The organism is Leisingera sp. ANG-M6 (assembly GCF_000813905.1).
Lineage (GTDB): Bacteria > Pseudomonadota > Alphaproteobacteria > Rhodobacterales > Rhodobacteraceae > Leisingera.
This window is the reverse complement of the sequence record NZ_JWLG01000015.1, coordinates 147,337-169,839: the sequence shown is the minus strand read 5'-3', so window position 1 is coordinate 169,839 and position 22,503 is coordinate 147,337. Positions and strand designations below refer to the sequence as shown.

The 22,503-nt window shown below is 61.5% G+C and carries 21 protein-coding genes; 15 read left to right on the top strand and 6 right to left on the bottom strand.

Features of this window, described 5'->3' with window-relative positions; genetic code table 11:
• Positions 1 to 37: 37 nt before the first annotated feature.
• Genes RA24_RS13495 through RA24_RS13485 form a run of 3 tightly spaced genes read left to right on the top strand, consistent with a single transcriptional unit; the run spans position 38 to position 1,821 of the window.
• Entirely contained in the window at positions 38 to 964 is a 927-nt protein-coding gene (locus RA24_RS13495; RefSeq protein ID WP_019297628.1) for a tetratricopeptide repeat protein, read from the top strand.
• 27 nt (positions 965 to 991) lie between these two features.
• Positions 992 to 1,636, top strand: a complete 645-nt coding sequence (locus RA24_RS13490; RefSeq protein WP_019297629.1) for an LON peptidase substrate-binding domain-containing protein — start codon at positions 992 to 994, stop codon at positions 1,634 to 1,636.
• Entirely contained in the window at positions 1,633 to 1,821 is a 189-nt protein-coding gene (locus RA24_RS13485; protein ID WP_029204960.1) for a Trm112 family protein, read from the top strand. The genes RA24_RS13490 and RA24_RS13485 overlap by 4 nt, the downstream gene beginning before the upstream one ends.
• Positions 1,822 to 1,845: 24 nt before the next feature.
• Here RA24_RS13485 and RA24_RS13480 read toward each other — a convergent pair whose 3' ends face one another.
• A complete protein-coding gene (locus tag RA24_RS13480; protein ID WP_039192148.1) occupies positions 1,846 to 3,072 on the bottom strand; it encodes an FAD-dependent monooxygenase in 1,227 nt (408 codons plus the stop codon).
• Between the two features lie 110 nt (positions 3,073 to 3,182).
• Between RA24_RS13480 and RA24_RS13475 the strand changes: the two genes are divergently transcribed.
• From RA24_RS13475 to RA24_RS13460, 4 genes are all read left to right on the top strand, one after another.
• Positions 3,183 to 4,514: an amidase gene (locus RA24_RS13475; protein WP_039192481.1), complete on the top strand. Its 1,332-nt coding sequence runs from the start codon at positions 3,183 to 3,185 to the stop codon at positions 4,512 to 4,514.
• Between the two features lie 109 nt (positions 4,515 to 4,623).
• Positions 4,624 to 5,802: an aminotransferase class I/II-fold pyridoxal phosphate-dependent enzyme gene (locus tag RA24_RS13470; protein WP_039192145.1), complete on the top strand. Its 1,179-nt coding sequence runs from the start codon at positions 4,624 to 4,626 to the stop codon at positions 5,800 to 5,802.
• A 115-nt stretch (positions 5,803 to 5,917) separates the two neighbouring features.
• Positions 5,918 to 8,926: a DNA translocase FtsK gene (locus RA24_RS13465; protein WP_039171803.1), complete on the top strand. Its 3,009-nt coding sequence runs from the start codon at positions 5,918 to 5,920 to the stop codon at positions 8,924 to 8,926.
• 79 nt (positions 8,927 to 9,005) lie between these two features.
• A complete protein-coding gene (locus RA24_RS13460; protein ID WP_019297635.1) occupies positions 9,006 to 9,590 on the top strand; it encodes a LolA family protein in 585 nt (194 codons plus the stop codon).
• A 17-nt stretch (positions 9,591 to 9,607) separates the two neighbouring features.
• Here RA24_RS13460 and RA24_RS13455 read toward each other — a convergent pair whose 3' ends face one another.
• Both RA24_RS13455 and RA24_RS13450 read right to left on the bottom strand, forming a co-directional pair.
• Entirely contained in the window at positions 9,608 to 10,996 is a 1,389-nt protein-coding gene (locus RA24_RS13455; protein WP_039192143.1) for an alpha/beta fold hydrolase, read from the bottom strand.
• 62 nt (positions 10,997 to 11,058) lie between these two features.
• The gene (locus RA24_RS13450) at positions 11,059 to 11,646 is read right to left on the bottom strand and encodes a transglycosylase SLT domain-containing protein (protein WP_019297637.1); all 588 of its coding nucleotides are present in this window, start codon (positions 11,644 to 11,646) and stop codon (positions 11,059 to 11,061) included.
• A gap of 332 nt (positions 11,647 to 11,978) precedes the next feature.
• Between RA24_RS13450 and hspQ the strand changes: the two genes are divergently transcribed.
• Positions 11,979 to 12,305, top strand: a complete 327-nt coding sequence (gene hspQ, locus RA24_RS13445) for a heat shock protein HspQ (RefSeq protein WP_039147423.1) — start codon at positions 11,979 to 11,981, stop codon at positions 12,303 to 12,305.
• A gap of 33 nt (positions 12,306 to 12,338) precedes the next feature.
• On the opposite strand, the gene RA24_RS13440 is transcribed toward hspQ, so the two are convergent.
• The 3 genes from RA24_RS13440 to RA24_RS13430 form a co-directional block, all read right to left on the bottom strand.
• On the bottom strand, positions 12,339 to 13,913 hold the full coding sequence (locus RA24_RS13440) for a gamma-glutamyltransferase family protein (RefSeq protein ID WP_039192140.1): 1,575 nt from the start codon (positions 13,911 to 13,913) through the stop codon (positions 12,339 to 12,341).
• A 308-nt stretch (positions 13,914 to 14,221) separates the two neighbouring features.
• Entirely contained in the window at positions 14,222 to 14,671 is a 450-nt protein-coding gene (locus RA24_RS13435; protein WP_019297640.1) for an ATP-binding protein, read from the bottom strand.
• A gap of 35 nt (positions 14,672 to 14,706) precedes the next feature.
• The gene (locus RA24_RS13430) at positions 14,707 to 15,051 is read right to left on the bottom strand and encodes an STAS domain-containing protein (protein WP_019297641.1); all 345 of its coding nucleotides are present in this window, start codon (positions 15,049 to 15,051) and stop codon (positions 14,707 to 14,709) included.
• A gap of 95 nt (positions 15,052 to 15,146) precedes the next feature.
• Here RA24_RS13430 and RA24_RS13425 point away from each other — a divergent pair, with 95 nt between their 5' ends.
• The 7 genes from RA24_RS13425 (at position 15,147) to RA24_RS13395 (ending at position 22,491) form a co-directional block, all read left to right on the top strand.
• Positions 15,147 to 16,319 (top strand): thiolase family protein, encoded by a 1,173-nt coding sequence (locus tag RA24_RS13425; RefSeq protein ID WP_039147418.1) that lies wholly within the window; start codon positions 15,147 to 15,149, stop codon positions 16,317 to 16,319.
• A gap of 93 nt (positions 16,320 to 16,412) precedes the next feature.
• The gene (locus RA24_RS13420) at positions 16,413 to 16,868 is read left to right on the top strand and encodes a GAF domain-containing protein (RefSeq protein ID WP_039192137.1); all 456 of its coding nucleotides are present in this window, start codon (positions 16,413 to 16,415) and stop codon (positions 16,866 to 16,868) included.
• Positions 16,869 to 17,067: 199 nt separating this feature from the next.
• Complete coding sequence (locus RA24_RS13415) at positions 17,068 to 17,637, top strand: helix-turn-helix domain-containing protein (protein WP_019297644.1); 570 nt, start codon at positions 17,068 to 17,070, stop codon at positions 17,635 to 17,637.
• A 10-nt stretch (positions 17,638 to 17,647) separates the two neighbouring features.
• Positions 17,648 to 18,019 carry a GFA family protein gene (locus tag RA24_RS13410; RefSeq protein WP_039171791.1) on the top strand — a complete coding sequence of 124 codons (372 nt, stop codon included), beginning with the start codon at positions 17,648 to 17,650 and terminating at the stop codon, positions 18,017 to 18,019.
• Positions 18,020 to 18,034: 15 nt separating this feature from the next.
• On the top strand, positions 18,035 to 20,482 hold the full coding sequence (locus RA24_RS13405; RefSeq protein WP_039147416.1) for a GcvT family protein: 2,448 nt from the start codon (positions 18,035 to 18,037) through the stop codon (positions 20,480 to 20,482).
• 45 nt (positions 20,483 to 20,527) lie between these two features.
• Positions 20,528 to 21,598 carry an alcohol dehydrogenase family protein gene (locus RA24_RS13400; RefSeq protein WP_039192134.1) on the top strand — a complete coding sequence of 357 codons (1,071 nt, stop codon included), beginning with the start codon at positions 20,528 to 20,530 and terminating at the stop codon, positions 21,596 to 21,598.
• Positions 21,595 to 22,491: a homocysteine S-methyltransferase family protein gene (locus RA24_RS13395; RefSeq protein WP_039147412.1), complete on the top strand. Its 897-nt coding sequence runs from the start codon at positions 21,595 to 21,597 to the stop codon at positions 22,489 to 22,491. The genes RA24_RS13400 and RA24_RS13395 overlap by 4 nt, the downstream gene beginning before the upstream one ends.
• Positions 22,492 to 22,503: the final 12 nt, after the last annotated feature.

Here is a 22,503-nt window from a genome sequence, read left to right as displayed (position 1 = left end):
CCATATAGGGGGCAAGTTCCTAGCGGAGAACAAACTGATGAGCGAAATTCTTGGCAATGCCGCACCGGCGGATGACCTGATCAAAGACGTGACCGAAGCCACCTTTATGCAGGATGTCGTAGACGCTTCCATGAAGGCCCCCGTAATCGTGGACTTCTGGGCGCCGTGGTGCGGCCCGTGTAAGACCCTCGGCCCGATGCTGGAGGCTGCAGTTACCAAAGCTAAGGGTGCGGCCACTATGGCCAAGATCAACGTGGATGAGAACCAGCGCTTGGCCCAGGCGCTGGCTCAGCAGGGCTTGCCACTGCAGTCGATCCCGACAGTTGTGGCCTTCGTGCAGGGCCGCCCCATCGACATGTTCCAGGGCGCGCTGCCGGCGTCCGAAATTGATGCCTTTGTGAAGAAGGTGATCGAAGCCGCAGGCGGCACTGCCGATGGCGGTCTGGGAGAGGCGCTGGAAGCGGCGGAGCAGATGCTGGCCGAAGGCGCGGTGGCGGATGCGGCCCAGACCTTCGCAGCTATTCTGGGTGAGGATGACAAGAATGCTGCCGCCTATGGCGGTCTGGCCCGCGCCCACATCGCGCTGGGTGATCTGGATCAGGCAGAGGCGGTGCTGAACGGCGCACCCGCGGAAATTTCCACTGCAGCAGAAATTGAAGCAGCCCATGCCCAGATCGAACTGGCACGGCAGGCAGAAAATGCCGGACCAGTGGCCGAACTGCGCGCCGCAGTGGATGCCAGCCCGGACGATCTGCAAGCCCGTTTCGAACTGGCACAGGCACTGCATGCGGCAGGCGATGCTGAGGCTGCCGTGACAGAGCTTCTGGAACTGTTCCGCCGCGACCGCGAGTGGAATGACGGTGCCGCAAAGACGCAGCTGTTCACCATTTTTGACGCGTTGAAACCGAATGACCCAGTGGTGCTGAACGGACGCCGCAAGCTCAGCTCAATGATATTTGCCTAACACCGGGGTAGCACTACACTCTGTCCCATGATCCAGCCTGCCGATCTGCCGGACACGATTGCCGTGTTTCCCTTGCCCGGGGCGCTATTGCTGCCCCGGTCGCGCCTGCCGCTGCACATCTTTGAGCCTCGGTATCTGCAAATGTTTGAAGACACGCTGAAAACGCGGCAGAGGCTGATCGGCATGGTCCAGCCCTGCCCCCCGCCTCACGGCAACGGAGAAGACCTCCATAACATTGGTTGCGCCGGGCGTGTTACCCAGTTCTCTGAAACTGAGGACGGGCGGTATCTTGTCACGCTGTCGGGAGTTTCCCGGTTCCGGATCACCCGGGAGGCCAATGGGTTTACGCCTTACCGGCGCTGTGACGTCAGCTGGGCGGGGTTTGACAGGGATCTGGGCCGCTGCGAGGCGGATGAAACCTTGGACCGGCCCTCCTTTCTGGATCTTTTGGAGCGCTTCTTTTCAGCCCGCAGCCTGTCCACGGACTGGGAAGCGCTGAAGGATGCGGATGACGAATTGCTGATCAACTCGCTGGCGATGCTGCTGGAATTCGACCCTGAGGACAAACAGGCCTTGCTTGAGGCGCCTTGCCTTGCCACAAGGCGGGAAACACTTGTCACTTTGATCGAGTTTGCCCTGCGCGGCGGCTCTCAGGAGGAAACCCTGCAATGACCGAGACACAGGCGCCTGCCTTTGACCGGCGGATGCTGGAAGCACTTGTCTGCCCGCTGACCCAGGCCGTGCTGGAGTATGATGCTCAGGCGCAGGAACTGGTTTCGCGTGCAGCCAATCTGGCCTTCCCGATCCGCAACGGCATCCCGGTGATGCTGGTGGATGAGGCGCGCGAGCTGGACTGATCCGGCCAGCGGCCCCAATTCCCCTTAAATCGCCTGCCCTTTCAGAAGCTTCGGCAGATCACCGGTCAAGCCCGCTGCCTCGCGCACAAAACCGCGGCGCAGGCCGGGGACCGCGCCCGCAAGCCCCATGCCAATGTCCCGGCCCAGCCGCAGCAGCGGGTTGTCATTGGAAAACAGACGGTTGAACACGTCAGTCGCCGCTGCAAGCGAGGCGGTGTCGAACCGGCGCCATTGCTGGTAGCGCTCCATCACCAGGGAGGAGCCGATGTCCTCGCCGCGCCGGGTGGCTTCGGTGATCACCTCAGCCAGCGCACCAACATCGCGCAGGCCCGCGTTCAGCCCCTGACCCGCAATCGGGTGCATCCCGTGCGCGGCGTCGCCGATCAGCGCTATCCGGTCGCCGATGAAACTGTTGGCGATGGTCAGGTTCAACGGGTAGGTGAAGCGTTTTCCGGCCAGGGAAATCTCCCCCAGGAAATCTCCGAACCGGGGCCGCAGCGCCTGGATGTAATCCGCGTCATCCAGGCCGTGGATCGTCTTGGCGGTCTCGGTCCGTTCGCTCCACACAATAGACGACCGGTTGCCTGGCAGCGGCAGAATCGCCAGCGGCCCGGGCGGCATGAAGAACTGGTGGGCAATGCCGTGGTGCGGTTTTTCGTGGTCGATGGCGCAGACCAGCGCGGTCTGGCCATAGTCCCAACCTGTGCGCTTGATCCCCGCCCGTTGCGCGGTGCCGCTGCGGCGCCCGTCGGAGCCGACGAGCACTTGGCCGCGCAGCTCTCCGCCGTCATCCAGAGTGACTGTCACGCCGGTCTGATCCGGCGCCTGTCCGACAACTGTGCGGCCCGATACCAAAGTAATCCCGGGCGCATCCTCCATGGCCTGCAGGAAGGCGCGGCGCAGGAAGCGGTCTTCAACCATGTATCCCATCGGGCCTTCTTCCAGTTCGGCGTGATCGAAGTGGATGAAGAACGGCGATGGCCCGTGGCCCGCGTGGCCGTCCGTTACCTTGATCTCCAGCATGGGCTGCGCGTTGTCCCCGACATGCTGCCAGACACCGGTCTGCTGCAGCAGCCGCTGCGAGGCCAGCGCCAGCGCATAGCCGCGGCCGTCGAAACACTTGTCGGCCAATTTGTCTGGAGTCAGCGAGTCGACCACGGTAACGCTGTGGCCGGTCTGAGCCAGGGCTAGGGCCAGGGCCGGACCATTCAGCCCGCCGCCTACGATCAGGATATCGGACGTATTTTTCATGCCCCGCAATATGCGCCTGCTGGCGGGATTGTCCATGCAGGAAGCGCGGGATTGTGCCTGCGTCCCGCTGCCGCTACCGTCACCGGCAACTGCCAAGGGGAGAGATGCTGATGCAAGACTGGCTGACAATGACTGCCGCCGATCTGGGACGCGGGATTGAAGCCGGTGAGATTGGTCCGGTGGCACTAACGCGTTGTTATTTGGACTCCATCGACGCGCATCCCCTGAAAGACCGGATCTACACGCAGGTGACCCATGACCGCGCGCTGGCGGAGGCGGAAGCGGCTGAGCAGCGTGCCCGTTTGGGTTTGCGCCGCTCGCTCTTGGATGGGGTGCCGATCAGCTGGAAGGACCTGTTCGACAGCGCCGACACCGCAACCGAATCCGGTTCGGACCTGCTCAAGGGGCGAGTGCCGGATCAGGATGCTGCTGTGCTGTCCAATGCGACGCTCATGGGCATGGTATGTCTCGGCAAAACCCACATGAGCGAACTCGCGTTTTCTGGCCTTGGCTTCAACCCGGTCAAGGAAACACCACCCTGTGTGAATGACCAGGAGGCTGCTCCGGGAGGGTCGTCCTCCGGCGCGGCTGCGTCTGTGGCTTACGGGCTGGCGGCGGGCGGAATCGGCTCTGACACGGGCGGTTCTGTCCGGATTCCCTCGGCCTGGAACGATCTTGTGGGGCTCAAGACAACCTCAGGCCGGATCACGCTGGAGGGCGTCGTGCCCCTGTGCCTGAAGTTCGACACCATCGGTCCGCTGGCCCGGTCAGTCGAAGATGCCGGGTTGCTGCTGGGCGTTCTGGAAGGGACTGCGGGTCCTGACCTGCGCAATCCTGGCTCCCTTAAGGGCCGCCGTTTCGCCGATCTCCAGAATGTGGCGCAGGACGATCTCGATCCAACAGTTGCCGCCGCCCACTGCGAAACGCTGCAGAGGCTGAGGAACGCCGGGGCAGAGATCGTGCCGCTGGAGGTGCCTGCGCTGGACGAGGCGATGGGCCTCAGCCCGATTCTCTACACGACTGAGGCCTATGGCCTGTGGAAGGATGTGATCGAAGCGTCTCCGCAGCTGATGTACGCGGAGATCCTCGAACGCTTCCGCTCTGGCGCTCAGTTCAGCGGCCCGGACTATGTTGCGGCCTGGGCCAAGCTGGATCAGTGCCGGATGGCCTGGGATCAAGCTGTGGCTGGATTTGACGCTGTGCTCAGCCCGGTCTCGCCGATCCTGCCGCCCAACCTGGACCGGCTGCAGAACGACCACGACTATTATGTCCGTTCCAACCTGATGGCGCTGCGCAACACCAGGATCGGCAACCTGATGGGGCTGTGCGGCCTGTCGCTGCCCACCGGCATCCCCAGCTGCGGGCTGCAGGTGCTGGGGCAGCCGGACTGCGAGGAAGCCCTGCTGCGCACCGGCGCCGCGATCGAGGCTGCCTTGGCCTGAAAGCCACATTCGGCCCATCGGCCGCATCACCGGGTGGACGCGTCCGCCCGCCCCCTGTAACCTGAGGCGCAAACGGGGCGCCAATGATCCCGTGACCGAGGCATAAGATATGGATTTTCCTGAGCGGTTTTCGAACCTGCCAGCCTATGCGTTTCCGCGCCTGCGGGCGTTATTGGACCATCACACCCCTGGCGGGGATGTGGTGCATATGACCATTGGCGAGCCGAAACATGCGTTCCCGGCCTGGGTCACCGATGTCATCGCAGAAAATGCCGCCGGGTTTAACCAATACCCCAACAACGATGGCACGCCGGAGCTGTGCGGTGCGATTTCGGACTGGATCCACCGTCGCTACGGTGTGACTGCGGATCCTGAAGCCCAGATCATGGCGCTGAACGGCACCCGCGAGGGGCTCTACAATGCCGCCATGGCGCTGTGCCCGGAGCAGAAGAACGGGCAAAAGCCCGTGGTGCTGGTCCCGAACCCCTTCTACCAGGTCTACATGGTGGCGACGATTTCTGTCGGGGCAGAGCCTGTGTTTGTCCCCGCGACAGCAGCGACCGGCCATCTGCCGGACTATGAAAACCTGCCGGAGGATGTTCTGAACCGTACGGCGGTTGCGTACATCTGTTCGCCCGCGAACCCGCAGGGCGCCGTGGCCTCGCGCGCGTACTGGACCCGGCTGATCCAGCTGGCTGAGAAGTACGATTTCCGCATCTTCGCGGACGAATGCTACTCCGAGATTTACCGCGATGAGGCGCCCGTGGGCGCGCTGACCGTTGCGCAGGAAATGAGCGCCGATCCTGAACGGGTGGTGCTGTTCAACTCGCTTTCGAAACGTTCGAACCTGCCTGGGCTGCGCTCCGGGCTGATTGCCGGCGGGCCGGAGGCCATCAAGCGGATCAAACAGCTGCGTGCCTATTCCGGTGCGCCGTTGCCGGGCCCCTTGCAGGCCGCCGCTGCCAGGGTCTGGGCGGATGAGGCGCATGTGGCGGAGAACCGTGCGCTCTATCAGGAAAAATACAAAATTGCGGATGAGGTCTTTGACGGACTCAACGGCTACATGGCGCCCGAGGCGGGCTTCTTCCTTTGGCTTCCGGTGGAAAACGGCGAGCAGGCCGCGCTGAAGCTGTGGAAGGAAACCGGGGTGCGGGTGCTGCCCGGCGCCTATCTGGCGCAAGGTGCACCGGGCCAGAACCCGGGCGAGACTTACATCCGGGTGGCGCTGGTCGCCCCTGCTGAGGACACCCGTAAAGCGTTGAGCACGCTGCGCGGCTGTCTTTACTGAATTCTGCTGAGCGGCCCTTGGCTGGGGGCCGTGCAGCCAAAACCAAGAACGGACAGGCCCGTGACCCCGCGGTGAACAGCGGGGCAGGGGCAAATGAAACGGAACTGAGGTAGGCATGGCATTTCAAACCCGCAGCCGCGATCCGCTGCTCGACAGCAATATGCAGGCGGCCATTGAAAAGCGCGGCAAGGAACTGATCGGGATTGCCCTGATCCTGGTGGGGCTGATGGTTGCGGCCATGCTGGGCTCTTACACGCCCGAGGACCCGAACTGGACGGTGTCCACCGACGCGCCGGTACAGAACTGGCTGGGCCGCCCGGGCGCTTCTGTCTCCTTTATCCTGATCACCCTTTTCGGCAAGGCCAGCTGGGCGATGCCGCTGTTCTTGTCGGCCTGGGGCCTGCGCTTTGTGCTGCACCGGGGTGAGGACCGCGTAGTCTGGCCGCTTTTGCTGTCGGTGCCATGGCTGCTTGTGGTGGCCCTGCACATGGAGACCCTGAATGCCAGCACCAGCTGGCAGCAGAACTATGACTTCGGCCTTGGCGGCATGGTTGGCTACACCTTCCTGGGTGCGCTGCTGGCGCTGTTGCCAGTGGGCCTGCACTTCATGGTCAAAATCATGTCCTTGCTGAGCGCCGCGGGCATGCTGGCGCTTGGGTGTGTGGTGCTGGGTTTCACCTGGCCTGAGGTGAAGAAAGGCCTGAACAAGGTGATGGTTGGCCTCATCCTAGGCTATGGCGCGGTTGCGGCCTTGCTTGGCCGGGGGGCGTCCAGCGGGCTGCAGGCTGCAATGACCTACCGCAAGGAACGGGCCGAATGCGTGCATGACGACGGCGCGAACACCTACGCGGGCACCGGCGACGATCCCGAAATGTTCGAGGATTACCCGCAAGATACCTATGCAGTTGAAAGCATCGAGGAGACGCCCGAAGCTCCCGCCAAAGGCGGGCTGCTGTCGCGGGTGCCGGGGCTCATTCGCAGGGCTGCACCTGCTGCGCCGGCATCTGAAGACGTTTATGCTGCAGACCAGCAGTACTCCGGCGCGGAAGAAAGTGATGGCGGGGCAGACGGCGAAGACCGGATCTCACAGAAGATCGCCAACGCGGTAAGGATACGCCGTGCGGCGGACACACCGCCGGAACTGGATCCGAACCTGCCGCTGACAAAGGGCCGCGGCCAACGGCCGGCACCGCTGATTTTCAATCCCGCGGCCGCACAGGGCGGCCTGCCTGCGGAGCCGCCGCTGACCGCTGCGCAAATGCCGGTGCCGGAAGAGTCGCCGCTGTCCTGGCAGACTGCAGAAGAAGATTATGTCTCGCAGGCACCGGAAGCACGTGTTCAGCAGGAAGATGCCAGCAGCGGCTTTGACAGCGCGCCTCAGATGCTGACTCCGGACCATGTGCCTGCGGAGACCCTTCCTGATGCAACCGCTCCGCTCCAGGACGCACCCCAAGCGCCCAAGACGCCGGGGCCGCGGCTGACCGTTGATCTGCCGGTGGCTGAACCGCGCAAGGCGGTGGTCGAGAAACCGGCGCGCAAGCCGGTGCAGCCCTCAACGCGGGCCAAGGCGGAAGCCCAGCCCAACCTCGCGTTTGATGACAGCAGCAGCGATTTTGAGCTGCCGCCCCTGAACCTGCTGACCAATCCGGTCAGCATCGAACGCCACCATCTGAGTGACGAGGCACTGGAAGAAAACGCCCGGATGCTGGAGACAGTGCTGGACGACTATGGCGTGAAGGGCGAAATCGTCTCGGTTCGCCCCGGCCCTGTTGTCACCATGTATGAGCTGGAGCCCGCGCCGGGCCTCAAGGCTTCCCGCGTGATCGGCCTGGCGGATGACATCGCGCGATCCATGTCCGCGCTGTCGGCTCGGGTTTCGACCGTCCCTGGCCGCACGGTGATCGGCATCGAACTGCCGAATGAGAAACGCGAGAAGGTGGTTTTGCGCGAAATCCTGTCCTCCCGCGACTTCGGCGACGGCAACCATGCGTTGCCGCTGGCGCTGGGTAAGGACATCGGCGGCGACGCCATGGTCGCGAACCTCGCTAAAATGCCCCACCTGCTGATCGCGGGTACGACCGGCTCCGGTAAGTCGGTGGCGATCAACACCATGATCCTGTCGCTGCTTTACAAGCTGACACCAGATGAATGCCGCCTGATCATGATCGACCCCAAGATGCTGGAACTTTCCGTCTATGACGGCATTCCGCATCTGCTCTCGCCCGTTGTGACCGATCCGAAGAAGGCCGTCGTGGCCCTCAAGTGGGTGGTGGGCGAGATGGAGGATCGCTACCGCAAGATGTCCAAGATGGGCGTGCGAAATATCGCGGGCTACAATGGCCGCGTGAAAGAGGCGCTGGCCAAAGGCGAGATGTTCAGCCGTACGGTGCAGACCGGTTTTGACGACGATACGGGCGAACCGGTGTTTGAGACCGAAGAGTTCGAACCCAAGGCACTGCCTTATATCGTTGTAATCGTCGATGAGATGGCCGACCTGATGATGGTTGCTGGCAAGGAGATCGAGGCCTGCATTCAGCGTTTGGCGCAGATGGCGCGGGCCTCTGGCATCCACTTGATTATGGCAACCCAGCGCCCCTCGGTCGACGTGATCACCGGCACTATCAAGGCAAACTTCCCGACCCGGATTTCCTTCCAGGTCACTTCAAAAGTCGACAGCCGCACCATCCTGGGCGAGATGGGTGCTGAACAGCTATTGGGCATGGGCGACATGCTCTATATGGCGGGCGGCGCCAAAATCACCCGCTGCCACGGCCCGTTCTGCTCGGATGAAGAGGTCGAGGAAGTGGTGAACCACCTCAAGCAATTCGGTCCGCCGGATTACGTCGGAAGCGTTCTGGATGGCCCGGATGAGGACAAGGCCGACAATATCGATGCGGTTCTGGGCCTGAACACCGGTGGCAATACCGATACCGAGGATGCCCTCTATGACACGGCTGTTGCCATCGTCACCAAGGATCGCAAGTGTTCCACCTCCTATATCCAGCGGAAGCTGGCAATCGGCTACAACAAGGCCGCGCGGCTTGTTGAGCAGATGGAGGACGAGGGCGTCGTTTCCGCAGCCAACCACGTGGGTAAACGGGAAATTCTGGTTCCCGAACAGTGAGCTGACGAAAAACTGCCGATGCCGGATCCTTGCAGGTCCGGCATCTTCACTTCTGTAGCAGCGTACCTATGTTGAGCCCATGAAACGGATTGCACTTGCGCTTGCGCTGACCCTCATTGCCCCGGCTTCCTGGGCGGCAGAGAAACTGAGCCTTAACGAGATCTCCCGCTATCTGAACGGGATTTCCACGGCGTCGTCGCCTTTCACGCAAATCAATGACGATGGCAGCCTGTCTACAGGCAAACTGTATATGCACCGGCCGGGGCGGATGCGGTTTGAATATGATGGCAACGGAGGCGGCACTGTGGTGGCCGGCGGCGGTGCGGTGGTGATCCACGATCCCAAGTCGAACCAGCCGCCTGAAACCTACCCGCTGAAGCGGACGCCGCTGTCGATCATTCTGGACCGCAGGGTGGACTTGGGCCGGGCCAACATGGTGGTGGGGCACAGCTTTGACGGCACCTCGACCATCGTGCGGGCGCAGGACCCGGAGCATCCGGACTATGGCAGTATTGAGATGATGTTCACCGGCAGCCCCGTGGAATTGCGCAAATGGGTTATCCACGACGGCGCAGGTGGTAAAACAACCGTCATTCTCGGGGCGATGGAAACTGGCGTAAAGCTGTCCTCCAGCTTGTTCACGACTACTGGCCGGTCCCGCTGAACAGCGACTTATCTCTGTTAAGCGTGGCGGTGAATGAAGGGCATAGCCTCGTCAAAGAATTCCTGAAATCCCGGGTGCCCGCCGACCATGCCGTGATTGTTGCCGGGCAGTTCTACAAAGCTGGCACCGGGGATCAGCCTTGCCGCCAGCCGGCCTTCCGAAACCGGCACCGCCCGGTCGCCGCCGCAATGCAAAACAAGGGTAGGGACCCGGACCTTTTCTGCGTGGGGGGCAGCGTCGATTTCCGCGTTCATCTCCACTATGCGAAGCGCATTTTTTGTGTTGGTTGAAAGCCGCTGCAACTCATCGAAGGACTCACCTTCCGCCGCAGTGGCATCAGGAATGTAAGTGGTCGTGAAGAAATGCCGGTAGATGGAATCGGGTGATCCCCAGCCGTCGCGGATCATGTTGTAGCCGATCTGATAGAACCGGTCCGCCTCCGGGTCCTTGCGCCGCATCCGTCCGCGCACATAGCCGCCCAGCAGGATCAGGCATTTGACCCGCTCCGGGTACTGCGCCGCGAACCGCATGGAAAAGGCTGCGCCCTGGCTGATTCCAAACAAGGCAAACCGGTCCAGGCCCGCGGCATTGGCAACGGTGAACATGTCGTCGATCATCCGGTCTTCGGAAATCTCGTCCACCTCCCAATCCGACAGCCCGTTGCCGCGCTGATCAAAGCGGGTCAGGCTGCAGTTGCCTGCAAATTCAGCCAGAAACTGACCCCACACAGGGCTTTGCCACTCGTATTCAATATGGTTGATCCAGTTCGGTGCCTTCAGCACAGGCGGCCCGTTACCGATCGTGGTATAGGCCAAATGGGTTCCATCGGGAGAGGAGCAATACTTGACCCTTTGCTGCAGCGCCGCTTCCGGCGGTTCACGTTCGGGACGGGCTTCGGGAACCCACTGCCAAAGCCGGACTGGACGGGAGATGTTCCTGACCCGTTGTGAACCCATGTCGCGGAAACGTTCCCCAAGCTGCCCAGTCACAGTTTCATGCACGATACCAGAGATGCTAATGCCGCCGGGTTCCGCAAGACCTTCCAACCGGGCAGCCACATTGATGCCGTCGCCGAAGATATCCGCACCGTCGAAGACCACATCGCCGATGTTGATCCCGATCCGGTAGCGGATCCTGATTTTCTCAGGCATATCCGCCTCACGGATCGCCATCTCCTTCTGGATCGCCAGGGCGCAACGGACGGCATCATGCGCAGAGGCAAACTCAACAAGCATGCCGTCACCGGTGGTTTTCACTATATGGCCGCGGTGTGCCGCGATCTGGGGATCGATCAGCTCCTTGCGATGGCCTTTCTGCCGCGTCAAAACGCCCTCATCGTCCTCTTCCATGAGGCGGGAGTATCCGGCCATATCGGCGACCAGAATGGCAGCGAGCCTGCGTTCCATACTCTGTGTCCTCCCCCCTGAATGTTAGGGGAGAGGCGTTCAATATCCAGTTTTGGCCCGGGTCACCGGAACTTGCGGCAGGTTGCCAGCTGTGCTTGATAGGTTTGTGCGCGTGCCTCGACCTGGCCTGCAACGCGCATCAGCCAAGCTTTGGATCGGTAGCTTCCTCGGGAGTAGCCGTAGTGGCCCTCATGATAGGCCAGATACTGGTTGCGCGCATCATAAAGAGGGATGCCGTTCTTCTCCAGGCTCTTGCGCATATACCAGCCCATGAAGTCGGTGGCATCGCTGATCCGGTCGCGCTTGGCACGGCGGCGGCCAGTGTCGTGGCGGTAATCGTCCCAAGTGCCGTCCAACGCCTGGCTGTAGCCATAGGCGCTTGATTGCCGGCCTATCGGGATCACGCCCAGAAGGTACTGATGCGGCGTGCGGGCATCACCACGAAACCGGCTTTCGTGATAAATCGTGGCCATCTGCACATGCACTGGAACGCCCCAGCGGCGCTGGGTTGCGCGAAATGCCTTCAGGTATTCAGGCCGCTGCTGGATGATGCTGCAAGCATTGTCCAGATTGCGCGGCGGCGCTTTGTGCCCGCCTCCGCAAGACGCAACCGCCATGAGGAGAACGAGGGCGCTGATAAGTCTGCTCATTGCCTCTGCCCATTTTGTTTTGGGTATGTTTTGCGGCGAGTTTAGCCGATTGCAGCAGGCGAGGAAATCACATTTCCTGAAACGATTTCAGCTGCCGTGGTAAAAAAAATCGGTGATTTCGGGGTGAAACTGCCTGTTCCGCCGTCTGCTACGCGGGGGCAAGTTCCAGCTGTGAGGTTGATCCGCCAAGTCAGTTGCCTGCACGTTTCACGACGGCGTCTCCGGGTACTGTCAAAATGGAGTCCACAGTCTGTTTCCCCGAAAATTTGCCTCAACAGTTGGACATTTCCCCGAAGCGCGCGCTATTTAGAAAAGACGGGGGCATAAAGACCATGATGAGAACACGCGCAAAATACAATCTTGGGCAGGTCGTCCGCCACCGGAAGCATCCCTTTCGCGGCGTCGTCTTTGATGTTGACCCGGAATTTTCGAATACCGAGGAATGGTATGAGGCGATCCCGGAAGACAGCCGTCCCGTTAAGGACCAGCCTTTCTACCATTTGCTGGCGGAGAACGACCAAAGCTATTATGTGGCCTACGTTTCCGAACAGAACTTGGTTGCGGACTATTCAGGAGAGCCTGTTGGTCACCCTGATGTGCCTGAAATGTTCGGAAACTTCGATGGCGGCGCCTATGCGCTGCACTATCAACTGAACTGAATTTTTCAGAGGGGCCTGTCTGACGCCGGGTTTTCAGTATCCCAGTGCGCAGCCGTCCTTGCGCGGGTCGCTGGCGCCTTCCAGTACGCCGGAAGCATGGATGCGGATTGCCTGTGCACCTCCCAGCGGAGTGTCTGGAACCTCGACTTTGTGGCCCAAATCCGTCAGCTGCTGGCGGACCGCATCTGAGTAGCCTCGCTCCACCTTCAGCAAGCCAGCATCGGCAAAGCAGCGCGGGGCATCAATGGCGGATTGCAGGTCCATGCCGAAATCCAGAAGGTTCGACACCAGACGGGCGTGACCTGCAGGCTGATATCCACCGCCCATCACGCCAAAAGGCATAGTCACTTCTTCATCTTGCGTCAGCATTGCCGGAATGATGGTATGCATTGGTCGCTTGCCGGGCCCCAGCTCGTTGGGGTGGCCTTTTTCGAGAGTGAAACCCGCGCCGCGGTTCTGCAAGAGAATGCCAAATTTTTCTGACGCGATTCCAGAGCCAAAGCCGTGGAAGATGGAATAGATCAGCGAAACCGCCATCCGGTCTTTGTCCACCACCGTGATGTAAACTGTGTCCTTGTGAACCGCTTCCGTCAGTGGCGCGGCGGCAGGTATGGCCTGCTTGGGGTCGATCAGAGCGGCAAGACGTGAGGCAGTTTCCGGCGCCAGCATGTGCTCCAGCCGGGAGGTGTGGTCAGGATCTGCTAAAAACCGGTTGCGCGCGTCATATGCCAGCTTGGCGGCCTCAGCCTCGATGTGCGCGCGTTCCGCACCTAAAGGGTCCATTCCTGCAAGGTCAAATTGCTTAAGAATATTCAGCAGAAGGATCGCCGTAGCGCCCTGGCCGTTGGGAGGATGCTCGGCTAACCCCATATCCTTGTAGGAGCCTTCAACCGGTTGGGTAAAGAAACTGCAGGCACTGGCAAAGTCCTGCAGCGAGTGCGTACCTCCAACAGCCGATAGTGCTGACACCATGTCGTCAGCTACTTCACCTAAGTAAAACGCGTCACGCCCGTGCTTTGCAATCCTGCGAAGCACCTCGGCTTGGCCGGGTGCACGGAACAGATCACCCGAGTTTAGCGGTTTTCCGTCTTTCAGAAAGTGGTCACGCGCCGCACCGGTTAAGGTTCCGGCACTGTTCTGCCAGTCAAATGCTGTGCGTGCCGCTACGGGCACGCCTTCTTCTGCGTACCGGATGGCAGGTTGCAGCAGGACATCAAGCCCAAGGCAGCCTTCGGACTCCGCCAGGCGGCAGAATGCATCAATGGCGCAAGGGATGGTAACGGCATCCGCGCTGCCCAGCGGAACTGCGCCAAGACCTTGTGCTCTTAAAGCGGCTGCATTGGCTCCTGCTGGGGCGAAGCCGGATCCGTTAAGTGCCTGAATTCCTTGCTCCGGGTGCGAAAACAGCACAAAGCAGTCGCCACCGATCCCGGTCATTTGCGGCTCGCAGATCCCCAGCAGAACCGCCCCGGCCACTGCAGCGTCCATGGCGTTGCCGCCGCGCTTTAGCATGTCCAGCGCCACACCGGCAGCCAGCGGGTGAGAGGTGGCGCACATGCCGGCGGAAGCAAAAACTGCCGAGCGTCCGGGTAAATGAAAATCTCGCATGGCCTTGCTTCCCGTATTGACGCCGAGAGCCTAGGCAACACGCGCCGGAAAACAAGCCAATTCCTCAGCGAGGGTGTAGGAACTGGAGATACGGTGGTGAGGGAAGATAGGGAGCGCTGAAAGAGATGTCCCCGGTGCCGTGCTCTGGTGGGGGCAAGAACACACGGCACCAGGGGAAGCTCGTTTCAGCTACAAGTAACGTTTCGCATACCTGTTGGGCCGTGGCGGGCCGGAAATGCGGCGCTATTGTGGCGAAACGTTAAAGTTGCGTTTAAGTGGTGTTGGAGGCCGTCAACGCAAGATCAGGTTCAAGCCTCGGCAGAGGGACTGGTAACCTGAATCTCGAAGCAGAGCGTCAGATTATTGCTTCCTTCGGACCGCTCATACTGGACTTGGCTGGCCAATTCCCGGATCAGGAACCAGCCAAATCCGCCCTCGGGCAGGCTCTTGACCGGAACATTGACATCGGCGGGCTTGCCTTCAGGCAGTTGCCCGTTCGGGAAAGGAGAACCAGCGTCCTGGATGCTGATCCAAAGCCGATCGTGGGTAAGTTCCGCTTTGATACGAACATCCCCAGGTGTTGCGTCTGCATAGGCATGCTCTACCACGTTGTTCACGGCTTCAGTTAAGGCAATTTGCACCTCGTCAGCGCGGGCCGAGGGGATACCCAAGGTCCGCAGTCGGGCCACGACCGATGAGATGCTGGAGCGGGCATCTGTATTCGTGGCTGTGAACGAGCAAGCAAAGGTTTTTACCATCAATTTCTCGCTTTGCGCCGCCAGCGCAGTCGTCTTCAGGAATTTGCGCTGGCCGGGGCGGTTGCTTCACTCAGCGAACTATACAGATCAAAGATCGTGTCCATGCGCGTCAGCCTGAAGACTTTCTCCACCATGGGGGTCAGCCCGGCCAGATCCAGCTTGCGGCCACCGCCCAGCTGCTTCATGGCCGCAACAATCGCGCCAAGTCCGCTGGAGTCGATGAATTGCACCTCGGACAGGTCCAGAATGACGCGCTCGGCCCCGGCTTCGGTTTCGGTGCGCATGTCTTCCTTGAACTGGATGGCCATGGCGGCATCAATGCGCTCTGCATTGACTTTGACGATCTGTGCACCGTCCGTCATGGTGGTGGTCAGGCTCATTTTAGTCCCCCGGGATGTAACGTCATTAGGCTGTACTCTAGACCGCAAAGCTTACTTTTCTGTAGGTATAATTTTGACGATTGGAGGAAAATTGCATGAAAGATGTTGTTATCGCCGGAGCAGCCCGGACGCCTATGGGCGGGTTCCAGGGCATGTATGACGGGGTGACGGCTGCAGAGCTGGGCGGCGCGGCAATCCGGGCTGCTTTGGAAGGGGCCGGCACTGCCACCGTGGACGAGGTGCTGATGGGCTGCGTGCTGCCGGCAGGGCAGGGTCAGGCACCGGCGCGCCAGGCAGGCTTCTCTGCTGGCTTGGGCGAAGAAGTGCCAGCCACCACGCTCAACAAGATGTGCGGTTCGGGTATGAAGGCGGCGATGATCGCATTTGACCAGATTGCGCTGGGCCAGGCGGACACGATGATTGCAGGAGGCATGGAGAGCATGACAAATGCGCCCTACGTGCTGCCCAAGATGCGCGGCGGCGCCCGCATCGGCCACGGCCAGGTGATCGACCATATGTTCCTGGACGGTCTGGAAGACGCATATGACAAGGGCCGCCTGATGGGCACCTTTGCCGAAGATTGCGCCGAAAAATACCAGTTTACGCGTGAGGCGCAGGACGAATATGCGCTGAAATCGCTGTCCAATGCGCTGGAAGCGCAGGAAAGCGGTGCGTTTGACGGTGAAATCGCAGCCGTGACCGTGAAAACCCGCAAGGGCGATGTCATCACGGATGCGGATGAGCAGCCAAAATCCGCACGCCCGGAAAAGATCCCGACGCTGAAACCGGCGTTCCGCAAGGACGGTACAGTGACCGCAGCCAATGCGTCCTCCATTTCTGATGGAGCTGCGGCCTTGGTACTGGCCTCCGCTGAAGCTGCCGAAGCGCAAGGCCTGAAAGTCCGCGCCCGCATTCTAGGTCACGCCAGCCACGCCCAAGCGCCGGGCTGGTTCACCACCGCTCCGGTGCCGGCTGCTCAGAAACTGCTCAAGTCAATCGGCTGGACCGTCGAAGACGTTGATCTGTGGGAGGTGAATGAGGCCTTTGCCGTGGTGCCGATGGCCTTCATGCATGAAATGGGCCTCCCACGCGATAAGGTGAACGTGCACGGCGGCGCCTGCGCGCTGGGCCACCCGATCGGCGCCTCCGGCGCGCGGATCATGGTCACCCTGCTGAACGCTCTTGAAAAACGCGGCCTCAAGCGCGGCGTGGCAGCGATTTGCATCGGCGGTGGCGAAGGTACCGCAATTGCGATTGAGCGGGTCTGATCTTCACTTTTGCGAAATACTCGCGGGGGTGAATTGACCGTGAGGTCAAGAGGGGGCAGACAGCCCCCTCAATACGTTTCAGGAGAGCTGCACATGCAGGTTGAATACGCAACCCTGGCCAAGACCATCGCGGCGCTGACCGAAGGCGAAACGGATGAAGTGGCGCTGATGGCCACCGTGGCCTGCGAGGTGCACCACGCGGACGGCCGCTTCAACTGGACCGGCTTTTACCGCGTCGTGGCACCGGAGCTGCTGAAGATCGGGCCTTATCAGGGCGGCCATGGCTGCCTGCAGATCCCATTCTCCCGCGGCGTTTGCGGCGCAGCGGCGCGCACTGGTGTGGTGCAACTGGTACCGGATGTCGATGCCTTTCCCGGCCACATCGCCTGCGCGTCCTCTACACGCTCGGAGCTGGTGCTGCCGGTTTGGAACGGTGCTGGAGAACTGATCGGGGTGTTTGACATCGACAGCGACCAGTCCGATGCCTTCACCCAGGAAGACGCTGGCCAGCTGGAGGCAATCCTGCGGCAGGTGTTCAGCAGCGGCTGATTCGCATATCCGGGGCTTTGCCCCCGGCCTCGCGGCCTTACTCCAAGGGGCTATAGACCAGAAAAAGCCACCCAGCGCCTGAAGGCGCTGGGTTTTTTCATGGCATTCTTCCGTCTCGTGAAAAAAAGCTTGGAAATTTCACGAACTCGGTCCATCGTGAAAAACGAGAGGATTTTTTCACGGAGCGGGGAGAGAGCCGGTGAACGATCAGACGGTGGCAACGGCGACACTGGGGGCGGATATCCGGGCCTTGCGCAAGGCGCGCGGTCTGACCCTGTCGGATATTGCCGCGATGCTGAACCGCTCGGTCGGCTGGCTGAGCCAAGTTGAACGGGACATGTCCGAGCCCTCGATCTCCGACCTGCGGCAGATTGCCGAAGCGCTGGGCGTACCGATGTCGATGCTGTTTGCCCACTCCGGCGCCCCGGCAGATGAACATGGCTATATCGTGCGTGCAGGCTCCCGCCGCCCGATGGGCTCCGGTGAGGAAGGGCTGATCGAGGAATTGCTCTCCCCCGACCTGACCGACGATTTCGAGATGGTGCACTCCACCTTCCAGCCCAACTCGCGGATGCAGACCCCGGCGAACCGGCCGACACAGGAGGTCGGCTACATGATCTCGGGCAAGCTGGATCTGCTGATCGGAGGCCGCAGCTTTACTGTTGGCCCTGGCGACAGTTTCCGGATCAAGCATGAGCCGTATCAGTGGTCAAACCCTTATGAAGAGCCCGCGGTGGCTGTCTGGGTTATCGCGCCGCCGGTCTATTAGGAGGAAGGTTATGATCAAGGGATCCTGCCTCTGCGGCGACATCCGTTTTGAAACTGCGGCCAAACCGCAAAATGCCTCAATGTGCCATTGCAGCCAGTGCCGCAAGCAATCCGGCGGCATCTGGGCCTCTGCGCAGGTGCGCGACGCAGACCTCACGATCACCGGACCGGTGAGCTGGTTCGAGGCAACGCCGCAGGCCAAGCGCGGGATCTGCCCGCGCTGCGGCTCCTTCCTGTTCTGGAAGGGGACGGGGGAAGACACCACCAGTTTCGCTTTGGGCGCTGTCGACGGGAACACCGGTCTCAGCGTCGAAAAGCACATCTTTACCGCCTCCAAGGGCGACTACTACCGGATTGCGGACGGCGTGCCGCAAGAAGACTGAGACTAGGGAGCGAACATGTCTGATTTTCCAACCAAGGCCCGTGTGGTCATCATCGGCGGCGGCGTCGTCGGCTGCTCGTCGCTTTATCATCTGGCCAAGAAAGGCTGGACCGATTGTGTGCTGCTGGAGAAGAACGAGCTGACTGCCGGCTCGACCTGGCACGCGGCTGGCAACGTGCCGACCTTCTCGACCTCCTGGGCGATCATGAACATGCAGCGCTACTCGACTGAGCTGTATTCAGGCTTGGCCGAAGAGGTCGACTACCCGATGAACTACCATGTTTCGGGCTCGATCCGTCTGGCACACACCAAAGAGCGGATGCAGGAATTCGAACGCGCCATGTCCATGGGCCGTTACCAGGGTATCCCGATGGAGATGTGGACCCCGGAAGAAACCAAGGAACACTATCCGTTCCTGGAGACGCATGACCTGGCAGGTGTTCTCTATGACCCGACCGATGGCGACATCGACCCGGCACAGCTTACCCAGGCCCTGGCCAAAGGTGCGCGCGATATGGGCGCGAAGATCCTGCGCTTCACCCCGGCGACCGGTGTGACCCAGCACGAAGACGGAACATGGACCGTGCACACTGAAAAAGGCGACATCGACTGCGACTATGTGGTGAACGCCGCCGGATACTACGCGCAGCGCGTGGGCGAGATGTTCAAGCCCTACGGCGGCCGGACCGTGCCTGCCATGGTGATGGAGCACCAGTACCTGCTGACCGAACAGATCCCCGAGGTCGAAGCCTGGTCCAAGGAACACGGCGGCAAGCTGCCCCTGATCCGTGATGTGGATGTGTCTTACTACCTGCGTCAGGAAAAGCACGGCTACAACCTCGGCCCCTATGAGCCGAACTGCAAAGGCCACTGGCTGACCGAAGACGATCCGATGCCTGAGGACTTCTCGTTCCAGCTGTGGCAGGAAGACCTAGACCGTATCGAGGATATCGTCACCGACGCGATGGAGCGGGTGCCGCTGATGGCGACTTCCGGTGTCTCCAGCGTGATCAACGGCCCGATCCCCTATGCGCCCGATGGTCTGCCGATGATCGGCCCGATGCCCGGTGTGAAAAACGCCTTCGAAGCGCATAGCTTCACCTTCGGCATTGCCCAGGGCGGCGGCGCCGGAAAGGTGCTGGCAGAATGGATCATCGATGGCCACACTGAGTGGGACATGTGGGCCGTCGATCCGCGCCGCTATACCGACTACACCGATCAGGACTACTGCAACCAGAAAGGCATGGAAGTTTATGGCAACGAATATGCCATGCACTTCCCGCACCACGAGTGGCCGGCCGCGCGCGACAAGAAGGTCAGCCAGGTCCATGCCAAGATCAAAGAACTGGGCGGCGTGATGGGCGCCTACAACGGCTGGGAACGCGCCAACTGGTTCGCGCAGCCGGGTGACGATACCTCGGAAGAGGCCACCCACACCTGGGGCCGCTCCGGCCCGTGGCAGCAGCGCATCAAGGAAGAATGCGAAGCGGTCCGTGACGGCGCCGGTGTGCTTGACCTGCCGGGCTTCTCCCGCTTCAACCTGAGCGGTGAAGGCGCTGCGGAATTCCTGCGCGGCCTGGTGACTGGCGGTCTGCCCAAGGTGGGCCGGATGAACCTGGTCTACTTCTCGGACGACCGCGGCCGTATCCTGACCGAGATGTCCTGTGTCCGTCATGGCGAAGACCACTTTACCATGATCACCGCAGGCTCGGCCCAGTGGCACGATTTCGAAATCCTGAAGAAGGCGCTGCCTGACGGCCTGACCTTGACCGACCACACCACCGAATTCGCAACTATGATCGTCACCGGCCCGAAATCGCGTGAGCTGTTTGCAGGTATCTCCGACGCCGACCTGTCGCTTGGCTGGCTGACCCATCAGGAAGCCACCGTCGCGGGCAAACCCGCCTTCCTGGCGCGGGTGTCCTTTGCCGGCGAACTGGGCTGGGAGGTGCACTGCGCCAATGAGCATCAGCCGGCAATCTATGATGCCTTGCTCGCAGGCGGCGCCAAGCCGTTCGGCATGTATGCGCTGAATTCCCTGCGCATCGAGAAGGGCTACCGCACCTGGAAGGGTGATCTGTCGACCGACTACTCGCTGCTCGAAGGCGGGTTGGAGCGGTTTGTCAAACTGGACAAGCCGCAGGATTTCCCGGGTAAGGCTGCAATCCAGAACGAAAAGCAGCAGGGCGTGAAAAAGTCCTTTGTGACCCTGATTGTCGAAGCTGGCGAGGCAGACGCGCCTTACATGTCCTGCATCTGGAAAGATGGCGAGATCGTGGGTGAAACCACTTCCGGCGACTGGGGCTACCGTGTGAATGCCTCCATCGCGCTGGGCATGGTGCGTCCTGAGCTGGCCGTTCCGGGTACCGAACTGGAGGTAGAGATCTACGGCGAGAAGTGCCGCGCGGTGGTTCAGAAGGACGAACCGTTGTGGGATCCGGCCAACGAGCGCCTGCGCGCCTGATGTGCTAGGGTCGGCCCGTCACGCTTAATTCAGGAGGCTTCAGCGATGGCCCAGATGATGAAAGGCGTTTGTTTGACCCGGCATGGCGGGCCGAATGCGCTCGAATGGCGTGAAGATATTCCTGTTCCGGTCCCAGGGCCGGGGCAGGTGCTGGTCAAGGTTCTGGCAGCCGGCGTCAACAACACCGACATCAACACCCGGATCGGCTGGTATTCGTCAGATGTGACGGGGGCCACTAATGCGGTCGGCGATGACGCAGAGGTCGAGGCCGGCGGCTGGGGTGGCGCCCTGAGTTTTCCCCGCATCCAAGGCGGCGACCTGTGCGGCGTGGTGGTTCAGACCGGCCCAGATGTTGGTGACTTCCACGTGGGGCAGCGGGTCACCAGCCAGATCAATATTCCCCGGCCGCAGCCGGACAATCCGGTGGCCTTTGTCGCCCTAGGGTCAGAGCTTGACGGTGCTTTCGCGCAATACTGCCTGATGGAGGCGGCAGAGCTGTTCGATGTCAGCGCCTCTCCCTTGTCCGATACCGAGATCGCGGCGATGCCCTGTGCCTATGGAACCGCCTGGAACCTGCTGCACCGTGCTGGTGTCTCCGGTGGCCAGCGGGTGCTGGTGACCGGCGCTTCCGGCGGGGTCGGGCTGGCTGCGGTCCAGCTGGCGGCCCATCTTGGCGCGCAAGTGACTGGTCAGACATCGCCCGCCAAAGCGGAGGCGGTGACCGCGATGGGGGCTTGCAGCATCATTGGCCGCGTGGAAACACCTGAACCAGGCAGTTTCGACGCCGTCATAGACGTGGTCGGCGGCCCGGCCTGGCCCGCGCTGATACAGGCGCTGCGGCCCGGCGGGCATTACGCGGTCTCCGGCGCCATTGCCGGCCCGATCGTCACAGCGGACCTGCGCGAGATTTACCTGCGCGACATCACTGTCCACGGCTGCACCTTCTCCCCCCGTACGGTCTTTGCTGAACTGGTGGAGCTGATCAATTCCGGCGCAATCCGTCCCTTGGTCTCGGCAACCTATCCCCTGCAGGACATCGCTCGGGCGCAAGCCGATTTCATGAGCAAGGCGTTTCCGGGCAAACTGGTCCTGATTCCCCCGCAGGAGGCCCCATGACAGATATCATTCTTCTTGACGGCTCAATCGGGCAGGAAGTTGTCAAGCGGTCCGGCGACCGGGCGACGCCGTTGTGGTCAACCTCCGTGATGATCGGAAAGCCGGATGTGGTCGGCGGCATTCACGCGGACTACTTTGCTGCCGGGGCCACAATGGCCACCATGAATACCTATGCGGTGCTGCGCGACCGCTTGGTCCGCGCAGGCATCGAGGAGCATTTCGAAGAGCTGCTGTCCACGGCGGCCGCTCAGGCAACCGCTGCACGGGACGCCCACGGCTCAGGCCGTGTCGCCGCTGCGCTGGGGCCGCTGATTGCCTCTTACCGCCCGGATATCTGCCCGCCGCACCAGGAGGCCGCACCGGTCTACGCAGAGATTGTTCAGCTGCTGGACCCGCAGGCGGATCTGTACCTGATCGAAACCGTGTCATCTATCGAACACGCTAGGGGGGCGCTGCTTGGCTGCGCCGGGACGGCGAAACCAGTGTGGCTGGCGGCTTCTGTTTCTGATGAAGACGGAACGCTGCTGCGTTCCGGCGAGCCGCTGGCGGATCTCGCGGCGGTGGTCGAGGATTTCCAGCCGGAGGCGGTCTTGCTCAACTGTTCGCGCCCCGAGGTCGTCGGCGCAGGCCTGGAAATTGTCAAAACCTTCGGCAAGCCCTGCGGCGCATATGCCAACGGGTTCACCCGGATTTCCGAGGGGTTTCTGAAAGATGCCCCCACCGTGGACGCGCTGGAGCAGCGTCAGGATCTGGGGCCCAAGGCCTACGCGGAATTTGCCATGGGCTGGGTTGCCCAAGGCGCCACGATCGTCGGCGGCTGCTGTGAAGTCGGCCCGGACCATATTGCCGAACTGGCCCGCTGTTTGCGCGCGGCCGGGCATCGGATCGTCTGACCAGGGGAGGGG